At 59.1% G+C, this 11135-nt stretch carries 9 protein-coding genes; 1 reads left to right on the top strand and 8 read right to left on the bottom strand.

The window, feature by feature from the left end:
* Positions 1 to 30: 30 nt before the first annotated feature.
* Both ACV8MC_RS05525 and ACV8MC_RS05520 read right to left on the bottom strand, forming a co-directional pair.
* Positions 31 to 660 (bottom strand): class I SAM-dependent methyltransferase, encoded by a 630-nt coding sequence (locus ACV8MC_RS05525; protein WP_056787053.1) that lies wholly within the window; start codon positions 658 to 660, stop codon positions 31 to 33.
* A gap of 105 nt (positions 661 to 765) precedes the next feature.
* Positions 766 to 1122, bottom strand: a complete 357-nt coding sequence (locus ACV8MC_RS05520) for a DUF6124 family protein (protein WP_041477463.1) — start codon at positions 1120 to 1122, stop codon at positions 766 to 768.
* Positions 1123 to 1579: 457 nt separating this feature from the next.
* On the opposite strand from ACV8MC_RS05520, the gene ACV8MC_RS05515 reads away from it, so the two are divergent.
* Entirely contained in the window at positions 1580 to 4387 is a 2808-nt protein-coding gene (locus ACV8MC_RS05515) for an RHS repeat domain-containing protein (protein ID WP_457264696.1), read from the top strand.
* Between the two features lie 77 nt (positions 4388 to 4464).
* Here ACV8MC_RS05515 and ACV8MC_RS05510 read toward each other — a convergent pair whose 3' ends face one another.
* The 6 genes from ACV8MC_RS05510 to ACV8MC_RS05485 form a co-directional block, all read right to left on the bottom strand.
* A complete protein-coding gene (locus ACV8MC_RS05510; RefSeq protein WP_150741789.1) occupies positions 4465 to 5109 on the bottom strand; it encodes a methionine ABC transporter permease in 645 nt (214 codons plus the stop codon).
* On the bottom strand, positions 5099 to 6220 hold the full coding sequence (locus ACV8MC_RS05505; RefSeq protein ID WP_252877234.1) for a methionine ABC transporter ATP-binding protein: 1122 nt from the start codon (positions 6218 to 6220) through the stop codon (positions 5099 to 5101). The genes ACV8MC_RS05510 and ACV8MC_RS05505 overlap by 11 nt, the downstream gene beginning before the upstream one ends.
* 2 nt (positions 6221 to 6222) lie before the next feature.
* The gene (locus ACV8MC_RS05500; RefSeq protein WP_122881289.1) at positions 6223 to 7032 is read right to left on the bottom strand and encodes a MetQ/NlpA family ABC transporter substrate-binding protein; all 810 of its coding nucleotides are present in this window, start codon (positions 7030 to 7032) and stop codon (positions 6223 to 6225) included.
* A gap of 126 nt (positions 7033 to 7158) precedes the next feature.
* A complete protein-coding gene (locus ACV8MC_RS05495) occupies positions 7159 to 8517 on the bottom strand; it encodes an LLM class flavin-dependent oxidoreductase (RefSeq protein ID WP_252877236.1) in 1359 nt (452 codons plus the stop codon).
* Entirely contained in the window at positions 8517 to 9710 is a 1194-nt protein-coding gene (locus tag ACV8MC_RS05490; RefSeq protein ID WP_457264692.1) for an SfnB family sulfur acquisition oxidoreductase, read from the bottom strand. The genes ACV8MC_RS05495 and ACV8MC_RS05490 overlap by 1 nt, the downstream gene beginning before the upstream one ends.
* Before the next feature lie 27 nt (positions 9711 to 9737).
* On the bottom strand, positions 9738 to 10979 hold the full coding sequence (locus ACV8MC_RS05485) for an SfnB family sulfur acquisition oxidoreductase (RefSeq protein WP_252877238.1): 1242 nt from the start codon (positions 10977 to 10979) through the stop codon (positions 9738 to 9740).
* Positions 10980 to 11135 lie beyond the last annotated feature (156 nt).

The following is an 11135-nucleotide window of genomic DNA, read 5'->3' as shown; positions in this document are numbered from 1 at the left end:
GAGCTACCGAAGGCTGCGATCTTTTGATCTTCAATCAACTCGACGCCACACGCTCGCCAGCCAAGGCTGCTGCTCACGCGGCAACCCGGCGGGGCGGTAATAATGCTCCAGCTCGACAAACCCCGCCGCCGTCAGCAACCCGCGCCAGGCCTCGAGATCGTGATACGAGCCGTAGCGCGGCCCGTTCCAGCCCTCTTGGTTGTCGCCACGCGGATTGGAACTGAACAGCACTCCACCCGGTTTCAAGGTGCCGTGCAGTTGCCGTAGCACTTGCGGCAACACCTGCAGCGGCACATGAAACAGCACGGCGTTGGCGAAAATGCCGTCGAAGCGCTCGGCCGGCAGATCAAGCTTGAGAAAGTCCTGCTGCCAGACTTCGCAACCGCTGTCTTCGCGGGCCATGCGCGCGAACTCCTGCGAGCCATCGAGGCCGATCGCGACGTGGCCCATGCGCGTGAAGGTTTGCAAATCCCGCCCCGGCCCGCAGCCGAAATCGAGAATCGTGAAAGGTGCTTCACCGTGAATGTGACGCAGCAAGGCCTCGATATTCTGGCTGACATCGTGGTCGCGAGTGCCTTCACGGAAATCCTCGGCCACCGAGTTGTAGTGACCAAGGGTGGTGGCGGTGATCTGTTCGAGGTCGCTGGGCGTTTGCTTCATGATCGATGCTGTATTGGCGGCGTGAGGGCGGACTATAAGCCTTTTCACCGGCAAAAAAACGCCGCCTGCGCTGGGGCCAGTGCAGGCGGCAATGGGTGCCAGGCTTCAGTGCTGCTTCGCTCCCAGACAATCGATCGAGCGGTCCATCATCGCCTTGGCCATTTCCAGCAGATGCCAGACCGAGAACACCATGGCCCGATCCGCGCCCCCGAGCTGGTCACCGCATTGATGGACGGTCACCGAAGCGCAGCGCAGCAGATCGGCAACATACAGTTGGGCGTCCTCCAGCGTCACATCTTCGCTGATGCTGTAAACGCGTTTCTGTCCCGCCAACGTGACCTGATTGCCGGCCAGATGCGAGTCGACGGCGCGGCACAGTGCAGAGCGATCCTTGAGCAAATCCTCGGTGAACCGCTTGCTTGAGGTAAGGCTGAGTGGCGGATCGGCAAGATTTTTTTCCATGGGTAAACTCCTGACTTCAAGTGGGAGCCAACCATTTCGCGACTAAACGAGCAGGACGGCGGCTGCACGCGGATCAGTCGCCGGCCGGACAACTGAATCCAGTCACCGCAAAACAGTGACGACCGGAGATTAGCTACAGGATATTTCGGGTACAAGCGGGCAAAATATTCTAGGAATCGTCCTGCAAACCCCCGTGGTTCGGGCTGGCGAAACGACAAAAGTGGTGTAGGAAGCATCTGATTTTTGCGAAGGGCGTTGCCTAAGATATCGCGATCACAAGGGCCTGATTGATGGCCACCTGCCGCCATCGACCTTAGCGCTTATTCAGTCCACGCGCCAGCCCGTCTGAATGACCGCATGGGTGCGCAAACCTGAATGCAACTGGTAGTTCTTACAGTATCGGGATGGAGAAAACTGGTTCAGTCTCGGCGTATAGACATCAGGGACTCGCGTAGCCGTGAATACCCGCCATGACACCGCCACTCCGACCTTGTCGGTCATTGACCCGCGCGCACTGGTGGTTCGCAGCGTTGCCTATTGCCGACACCCGGATAAAGCCGACATCGAATCGCGCATCACCCGGCAGATCTTTGATGAGGCGGGGCGTCAGGTAGCGTCGTGGGATCCGCGTTTGTACGGCGTTGCGCCCAAGCCGAATCTGGCCACACTCTACGCATTGAGCGGTCAAGACTTACTCGCAGACAGCGTCGACGCCGGTTGGCAGGTGCGGCTGTTGAATGAAGCGGGCTCGATGTGTTCTGGTTGGGATGCCCGGGGCAGTCAGAGTCACCGCCGATACGATGATCTGCAGCGACCGCTAGCCCTCACCGAGCAGGCGCACGACGGGCAGCCTCACGTGGTCGAGCGCTGGACCTATGCAAAAGCCACCGATGATCACGCACAGCACAACCAGTGCGGTCGACCAATCCGCCACGACGACCCGGCCGGCAATCGGCATTTCGATGGCTACGGCCTCGCTGGCGCAGTGATGGTTGAGTCGCGACGCTTTTTGATCGAGCTCGAGACGCCTGACTGGCCACTCGAACCCGACCGGCGGGATGACTATCTCGAGGAAACAACCTACGTCACCCGGCAGACTTTCACTCCAACCGGCGAGTTGCAGCATCACACCGACGCGGTAGGCAACCTCCGGACCCAGCATTACAACATCGCCGGGCAAGCTTGCGCGACCTGGCTGTTGCAGGCCGGCGAGGGCAGGCAGCCGAAGTGCCTGGTCAGCGCGATTCGCTACAACGCGCAGGGTCAGATCGAAAGCGAAACGGCCGGCAACGGCGTGATCGCCCGCGCCGAATACAGCCGCGATGACGGCCGGTTGCTCAGACTGCTCGCCAGTGTCGGCACGCACCCTCCGTTGCAGGATCTGAATTACGTCTACGATCCGGTGGGCAACATCATCAGCCTGGAAGACAAGACTCAAGTCGTGTCCTGGTTCAACAGTCAGCGCATCGATCCGGTCAGTCGGTATCGCTACGACAGCCTTTATCAACTGGTCGAGGCCAGCGGCTGGGAAGTCAGCCAGCCCAGTCATGGCCCGGCCTTGCCGGAGCTGCTCCCAACGCCGCTGGATCCTAATCAACGGCGCAACTACACGCAGAAATTCGACTACGATGCAGCGGGCAACCTGATCACTCGCCACCACAGCGGTGCGCCGGGTTTTGCGATGTACACCTCCCATCGCAGCAACCGAAGCTTGATGCAGCGCGACGATGGTTCCTTGCCCGGGGAAGCGGAGATAGCGCAGGGATTTGATGCGGCGGGTAATCAGTTGGAGTTGCAACGTGGTCAGGCCATGTGCTGGAACGTACGCAATGAGTTGAGCCGGGTTGTGTTGCTGAAACGTCCGAATGAAAGCGATGACTACGAGTGTTATGGCTACGACGAGCCGGGCCATCGGTTGCGTAAAATGACTGTCAGCCAAGCGTCCGGTCAGAAGCTGACGGTAGAACTTCGTTATCTGCCGGGGCTTGAGATTCATCGCGAAGTCGATGGTGTCGAGCGACATGTCTTCAGTGTCGACACCGGGCGCAATCAGGTACGACTGCTGCACTGGCCAAGCGGGGTGGAAAGCGACCAACTGCGTTACAGCCTCAATGATCATCTTGGTTCCAGCACGCTGGAATTGGATGATGGTGCGGGGATTTTGACTCAGGAGCACTATTACCCGTTTGGTGGCACGGCGTGCTGGGCGGGTAAGAATTCATTGACGGTGAAAAACAAAACGATTCGCTACTCAGGCAAAGAGCGGGAAGCGACCGGTCTTTACTATTATGGATATCGTTATTACGCGCCGTGGTTACAACGCTGGACAAGTCCCGATCCTGGCCGAGATATCGATGGAATCAATCTTTACGCAATGCTAGGAAATAGTCCGCTGATTTTCGTTGATGAACAGGGGACGGTCAGAGGTTTGAGTAGCGTTTTGAGCGGCGAAAGTGACGCGGAGCATGCGCGCAGGGCCCATTTCAAATTGCATTTGCTCCCCAGCATCATGGCTAGAAAGGACACGGATAAGAGTTCTGCCATTGGCAAAATTAAAAAGCTGGCGCGCATCCAGAGCGATGTGGCTGCGGATGAATTGCTGGAAGCCGCTGTCGATGTCATATCCAGGGCGAAACTGACTTTCAATATCAATCCGGAAAGCATCCCTGATCTAGAAGGTGATGGCCTCATGAATATGTGGCATCAAGGGGTTAAACCAGGTTTTGCAACGGAGATCCGGGATGGTTTCGAAATGGGCATGTTTGACTATGCTCATTCCCCTTCCAGAATAATAAAAGAGTATGGCTCGCTAGATCATCCGAAATTCAATGGGGATTTCAGGCCTGTTTATGGGGCTTTGAAACTCTCTGCAGGTCTGGCCAGCGCGGGTGGCGCTTCAGCCTATGGGGCTGCTGCCTTCCATCTGAAAGATGAGTCACGTAAATATATGACGTTGACCGGAGTCGACAGCTTTGATCTGAAGCCTTCAATCAATAATCTGGCTTCATTTGGAAATCTGTATCCAGTGTTTCACCAAATGCAATCCAAAACGTGGCAAGTATTGACAAGGATTATGTCGGGTGTCGAAACGGGTCTGGCTTCGCCTGATGAGTATGTGGAGTGGCAATCTCATAACAGCGTGAAGTGGAAAGACATGACGAGTCTGATTTTTCAGACAAGAGAAAACATGGAAAACACGCTTGATCAGGGAAATACCCGGGCTTTTCTGAAAAAAAATTCGATTACTCCAGGTTATGTCGGGTGAACACTCACAGTAGCGCCACCAGTTCGCATCCGATGGTGGGCGCTGGCGTCCCAGCCATCGGAAGCAAAGAGTCTGCTTCACCGCTTGTTCAACCCCCGCGCCAACCGATCCCCACCCAACTGAATCACCGCCACCAACGCCACCAGCAAGACAATCACCGTCAACATGATCTGGCTGTCGAAGCGCTGATAGCCGTAGCGGTAAGCTATATCCCCCAGCCCACCAGCACCAATTGCCCCAGCCATGGCCGACGAATTGATCATCGTCACCAGGGTGATGGTGAAACCGCCGACAATCCCCGGCAGCGCCTCGGGCAGCAGCACATGCCAGACGATATGCCAGCGCCGGCAACCCATGGCCTGCGCGGCTTCGATCAGACCATGATCGACCTCGCGCAGACTCACTTCGGCGATCCGCGCGAAGAAGGGCGTTGCGGCGATTGTCAGCGGTACCACAGCGGCCCACACGCCATAGGTGGTGCCGACGATCAGGCGGGTAAACGGAATCAGCGCAACCATCAGAATCAGGAACGGGATCGAGCGGAACAGATTGACCAAGGCGCCCAGCGCACGGTTCAACAGCGGCGCCTCATAGATCCCGCCCTTGTCACTGGTGACCAGAATCACCGCCATGGGAATCCCCGCCAGCAGCGCGATCAACGACGACACGCCAACCATCAGGAAGGTGTCGATAAAACCCTGCAGCAAGCGATCAAACCACATAGCCCAATACCTCCACTCGTTGCGCCCATTGCCCGGCGCGTTCGCGCAATTGCTCAGCGCTGAATGCCGAGCCGCTGACGGCCAGCAACAGCTGCCCCAGCGCGTGTCCCTGAATCCTTTCCACGCCGCCCTGAAGCAGCTTCACTTGGCCACCCAATGCCGCAAATAATGCAGCCAGATCCGGCTCATCAGCGGCACTGCCGGTGAACTGCAAACGCAACACCACCGCTGCATCAGAAGCCGTGGATTGCGCCTGCAAACGGCTTTGCAATTCTTCCGGCAAGGCGTGTTGCAGCGGCGCGAGCAAGGTCTGGCTGACCTCGTGCTGCGGATTGCCGAACACTTGCCACACCGGGCCTTGCTCGACCACATGGCCATGCTCGAGCACGACGACGCGGTCGCATATCTCGCGAATCACCGCCATCTCATGAGTGATCAGCACAATGGTCAGGCCGAGGCGTTTGTTGATCTCGCGCAACAGTCCGAGGATAGACTGAGTGGTCTCCGGATCGAGCGCCGATGTAGCTTCATCGCAGAGCAGAATGTCCGGGTCATGCACCAGCGCACGGGCGATGCCGACACGCTGTTTCTGCCCACCGGAGAGTTGTGCCGGGTAGGCCTTGTGCTTGCTTTGCAGGCCGACGAGTTCGAGCAGTTCGCGCACCTTGTTGTCGCGCTGTTCCTTCGGCACGCCGGCGACTTTCAGTGGCAACTCGACGTTCTGCCAGACGGTCTTGGCCGACATCAGATTGAAGTGCTGGAAGATCATGCCGATACGCCGGCGCAGAGCGACGAGACGGTCTTCATCGAACTCGCCGATATCGACCTGATCGATCAGCACGCGTCCTGAAGTCGGCTGTTCCAGGCGATTGATCGTGCGGATCAGCGACGACTTGCCGGCGCCGCTGCGGCCGATGATGCCGAACACTTCACCACGCTGAATCGCCAGGTCGATGCCCTGCAAGGCCGCGACAGGTCCTTGCCGGCCGTTGTAGGTTTTGCCCACGCCAATAAAGCGTACGTGGGCGCGATTCAACTCGGGGTGCAGCTCGGTTTTTTCAGCATTGTGTGGCTCTGGAAGCTCCAGTCGCCGTTGGATCGCTGCGGTCATGTTCAGCTTTCCCAGCCGGCCTGATAGAGCTTGCCGTGGGCCTTGTCCAGTGCCGCGCGAACGGCCGGCGAATGCTGATAGATGTCGACGAACTTGATCAGGCGCGGGTCGGTTTTGCTCTTCGGCTGGATGACGAACTGGATCACGTATTCCTTGTGATCGAGACCGTCGAACAGCAGTGCCGAGCCGGCATCGAAGGTCTTCGCCAAGCGGATATAGGCTGGATAACCCTGGACCAGATCGGCGTCGTCATACGCGCGCACCAGTTGCACGGCTTCGACCTGCAGGATCCTGATGTTCTTCGGATTGGCGACGATGTCGTCCTCGGTGGCTTTGTAGCCGACGCCCGGTTTCAGGGTGATCAACCCGGCCTTGGCGAGCAATTGCAAACCGCGTCCGCTGTTGATCGGGTCGTTGGCGATGGCGACGCTGGCGCCTTCGGGCAGTTCATCGAAACTTTTGTATTTCTTCGAATACAGACCGACGTTGTTAATGATCCCAGGAGCGAATGGCACCAGATCGAAACCGGACGCGGCTTTGGCGTTTTCCAGGAACGGGATGTGCTGGAAGTAATTCACATCGATGTCGCCAGCGGCGAGGCTGACGTTGGGCGCGATCCAGTCGGTGAATTCCACCAGTTCGACTTGCAGGCCCTGTTTGGCGGCCTCTTCGACGGCGGCTTCCAGCGGGATGGCAAAAGCGGCGGTGGTGCCGATTTTCAGCGGCGCATCCGCAGCGAATACCGCCGAGCTGAACAGGCCGAAGGCCAGAGCCAGTGCTTTGACTGGGTGGGAGAGGGTTTTCTTGGTCATGATGAGTTTTCCAGTCAGTGCATAAGATTTGTGGTGCCTGTTGTGGCCTCATCGCTGGCAAGCCAGCTCCCACAGGTTTTGTGTGCGCCGCAGACCCTTGTGGGAGCTGGCTTGCCAGCGATGCTTTTAGCGTCGGTACGAAGAGCCGGCATGTTGCTCAGGCAACTGCGCCTCACCGTGAAACAACTTCTCGCGTAAGGTCCCGCCCTCATACGCAGTCTTGTACGAGCCGCGCCGCTGCAACTCGGGAATCACCAGTTCGATGAAATCGACATAGCTTTCCGGGGTGACGATGCGGGTCAGGTTGAAGCCGTCCAGACCGGTCTCGGCGATCCACGATTCGAGTTCATCCGCTACCTGCTCGGGCGAGCCGACCACGGTGATGTAACGACCACCGAGGGCGTGCTGGTCGAGCAATTTGCGCCGGGTCCAGTCGTTGTTCTGCAGGTTTTTTGTCGCCGACTGAATCGCGTTGCTCTTCACGTACTGGATCGGTTCGTCGATTTCGTACTGGGCAAAGTCGATGCCGGTGGAGGCGGAAAAATGCGCCACGCCGGCCTCGGCGCTGGCGTAGCTCAGGTACTCGGCATGCTTGGCCCACGCCGCTTCTTCGGTGGCGCCGACGATCACATTGAGGCCCATGAATACCTTGATGTCTTGAGGATTGCGCCCGGCTTCGACCGCGCTGGCACGGACCTTGTCGACCTGCACTTTGGTCGATGGTTTGTTCTGGCCGCTGATGAACACGCATTCGGCGTGACGCCCGGCGAAGAGCAAGCCGCGATCGGAGCTGCCGGCTTGGAACAATACCGGCGTGCGCTGCGGTGACGGCTCGCAGAGGTGATAACCCTCGACCTGATAGAACTCGCCCTTGTGCTCGACCTTGTGCACTTTTTCCGGATTGGCGTAGATGCGCTGCTCGCGGTCGTTGAGCACCGCGCCGTTTTCCCAGCTGCCTTCCCAGAGCTTGTACAAGACCTGCAGATATTCTTCGGCCTGGTCGTAGCGGCGGTCATGTTCGACCTGTTCGCGCAGGCCCATGGCTTTGGCGGCGCTGTCCAGGTAACCGGTGACGATGTTCCAGCCGACCCGGCCGCGACTCAGATGATCGAGCGTCGACATGCGTCGGGCGAACAGATACGGCGGCTCGTAAGTGAGATTGGCAGTCAGGCCAAAGCCGAGGTTTCTGGTGACGGCGGCCATCGCTGAAACCAGCAGCAGCGGATCGTTGACCGGCAACTGGATCGACTCTTTCAGCGTGACGTCCACCGAGTTCTGGTAGACGTCGTAGACGCCGACGATGTCAGCGATGAACAAGCCATCGAACAATCCACGCTCAAGCAACTGCGCCAGTTCGGTCCAGTATTCGATCGTGTTGTAGCGGGTCGAAGTGTCGCGCGGATGCGTCCACAGGCCGTGATTGATATGGCCGATGCAGTTCATGTTGAACGCATTGAGCAGAATTTTCTTTTTCGCAGCGCTCATCAGATCGTCCCTCGCAGCGGAGGGTTTTCGTCGTTGAGGTAATAATTGCCAACTGCGTGATATTTCCAGCGCACTGGGTCATGCAGGGTATGCACTCGGGCGTTGCGCCAGTGGCGGTCGAGGCCGTGTTCACTCAGCGTCGCCTGGCTGCCGGCCAGTTCGAACAGGGTGCTGCCGGCGGCGAGGGAAATTTCCGTACTGATCGCCCGCGCTTCGGCAACTGCAATCGATGCGGCGGCGACGGTTTCGGCGTTGGTTTCGGCTTGCGCGGCATCGAGGATTTCGCCGGCACGTTCGAGCAAGGCTTCGGTGGCGTGCAACCGAATGCTCAAGTGGCCGAAGCTCTTCAATGTGAGTGGATCTTCGGTGGCCTTGTCGTTGCCGGAATCGATCCACGGACGGGTCTTGCTGCGCACGAAATGCAAGGCATCTTCGAAAGCGGCGCGGGCAATGCCGGTGTCGATCGCGGCGTGGAGAATCTGCGCCAGCGGGCCGACCGTGGTCGGGCGTTCGAAAACGCTCTGGAACGGCAGCACATCTTCAGCCGCTACATAGACATCTTCGAACACCACCGAGCCACTGCCAGTGGTGCGCTGGCCGAAGCCGCTCCAGTCGTCGATCACCGTCAGGCCCTTGCTCTCGCGCGGGACGAAGGCCAGTTGCTGTACGCCGTTTTCATCGACCACCGACGTCGGAATGCGCTGCGCGTAAATCGCCCCGGTCGAGTAGAACTTGCGACCGTTGATGCGATAACCAGCGCCGTCGCGTTTGAGACGGGTGACACGGTCGTGAGCGGTTTTGGTGCCCAGTTCCGCCAGCGCATTGCCGAAGCGTTGACCGGCGAGGACCTCGGCGTACAGACGTTGTTTCTGTTCATCGCTGCCATTCACGCGCAGCACTTCCAGTGCGTAGAAATGGTTCTGCGGAATTTGCCCGAGTGAACCGTCGGCCTGCGCAATCAGGGCGATGACTTTGGCCAGGGTGACGTTGGATACGCCCGCGCCGCCATATTCTTTTGGCACGCTGATGCCCCACAGGCCGGAGCGGGAAAACACTTCGAGCTCGGCCAATGGCAGGCGGCGTTCGCGGTCGCGGATCGCGCTGTCGCGTTTGAAATCTTCGGCCAGGTCGCTGGCGACGATCAGGGCTTGCTCATCGCTGGTGATGAGCGCGACGTGATGGGAAAGCGTCATAGGGGGTTCTCCAGATGACTGGTCGTCTCAGATCCAGGAATGGCGAGCCGGCAAAGTGCCGTTCAGGCGATAGGCGCCGACTGCGTGATATTTCCAGCGCACCGGGTCGTGCAGGGTGTGCACGCGGGCGTTGCGCCAGTGGCGGTCGAGATTGAATTCGGCGAGGGTCGCGCGGCTGCCGGCCAGTTCGAAGAGCTTTTCGCTGGCCAGCAGCGAGATCTCGGTGGTCAGTACTTTTGCTTCAGCCACGGCGATCGAAGCGCGTGCGGCGGATTCGGCAGTCAGCGGCGCGGCGTGGACTTCATCGAGCACTTGCCCGGCCTTGCGCAGCAGCGCTTCGGCGGCGTGCAGTTCGATTTTCAGTTTGCCGATATCGGCGATCACGTAGAGGTCATCGCTGGCGCGCTCGACCTTGGCGTCGATCCATGGCCGCGCGCGGGTTTTGACGAAGTCGATGGCGTCGTCGATAGCACCGCGTGCGATGCCGGCGTCGATGGCCGCTTGAATCAGCTGCGACACTGCCCCTTGGGTGTTCGGCTTGTCGTTGATCTTCCAGTTGTCGATGACCAGGCTCGACTCGACGCGCACGTTGTTCAGCAGGATCGTGCCGCTGGCGGTGGTGCGCTGGCCGAAACCCGACCAGTCATCGACGATGCGCAAACCTGGCGTGCCGCGACGGACGAAGGCCAGCACTTGCTTGCCGTCATCGTTGAGCGCTTTCACCGCGACCCAGTGGGCGAACAGGGCGCCGGTGGAATAGAACTTCTGGCCGTTGATCACGTAGTCGTCGCCATCTGCACTGATTCGCGCCTTCAGTTCCAAGGTGTTTTTCGTGCCGCGTTCCGGGCCGGCATTGCCGATGCGCCAACCTTCCAGAACACTCTGGAACAGCTGCTTTTTCTGCGCTTGGGTAGCGGTGCCGAGCACCAGATGGATGATGCCGAACTGGTTTTGCGGAATCTGTCCGAGCGCCGGGTCGGCGGCAGAAATGATCGCGAATACTTCAGCCAATGTGACGAAGGAAACCTGCGGGCCACCGTATTCGCGCGGGATGGCAATGCTGCCCAGACCGCTGCGGGTGAACTGTTCGATTTCCGACCATGGCAGCTTGCGCTGACGGTCGCGTTTGGCCGCCTGCACGCGGGCGGCCTGCGCCAGCTCGTGGGCGGCCTTGATGGCTTGAGCGTCGTTGCGCAGTACTTGCGCGGGCAACAACAGTGGGGCGATGTCCAGATCGGACTGCAGATTCGCATCTGCCAGACTGGACATCAGTGCCGCTCCCTGGCTGCACGCAATGCCCTGGCGATCTGCACTGGGGTGATTGTGTTCCGGACCATACCTACCTCACATCTCATGAAAAACGCCGCGAAGTGCGGCGATTGAAAGAATGTCCGGTGGTCCGGTGCATATACCCTAAGCGTGTAT

The organism is Pseudomonas sp. PK-RTE-24 (assembly GCF_054052265.1).
Note: the sequence above shows the minus strand (reverse complement) of the source record. Positions and strands in the feature narration are given on the sequence as shown.

Bases quoted from the DNA above. Each gene is read 5' to 3' on its own strand.
- ACV8MC_RS05525 (WP_056787053.1), bottom strand. From the start codon at position 660: ATGAAGCAAACGCCCAGCGACCTCGAACAGATCACCGCCACCACCCTT.
- ACV8MC_RS05520 (WP_041477463.1), bottom strand. From the start codon at position 1,122: ATGGAAAAAAATCTTGCCGATCCGCCACTCAGCCTTACCTCAAGCAAG.
- ACV8MC_RS05510 (WP_150741789.1), bottom strand. From the start codon at position 5,109: ATGTGGTTTGATCGCTTGCTGCAGGGTTTTATCGACACCTTCCTGATG.
- ACV8MC_RS05505 (WP_252877234.1), bottom strand. From the start codon at position 6,220: ATGACCGCAGCGATCCAACGGCGACTGGAGCTTCCAGAGCCACACAAT.
- ACV8MC_RS05500 (WP_122881289.1), bottom strand. From the start codon at position 7,032: ATGACCAAGAAAACCCTCTCCCACCCAGTCAAAGCACTGGCTCTGGCC.
- ACV8MC_RS05495 (WP_252877236.1), bottom strand. From the start codon at position 8,517: ATGAGCGCTGCGAAAAAGAAAATTCTGCTCAATGCGTTCAACATGAAC.
- ACV8MC_RS05490 (WP_457264692.1), bottom strand. From the start codon at position 9,710: ATGACGCTTTCCCATCACGTCGCGCTCATCACCAGCGATGAGCAAGCC.
- ACV8MC_RS05485 (WP_252877238.1), bottom strand. From the start codon at position 10,979: ATGTCCAGTCTGGCAGATGCGAATCTGCAGTCCGATCTGGACATCGCC.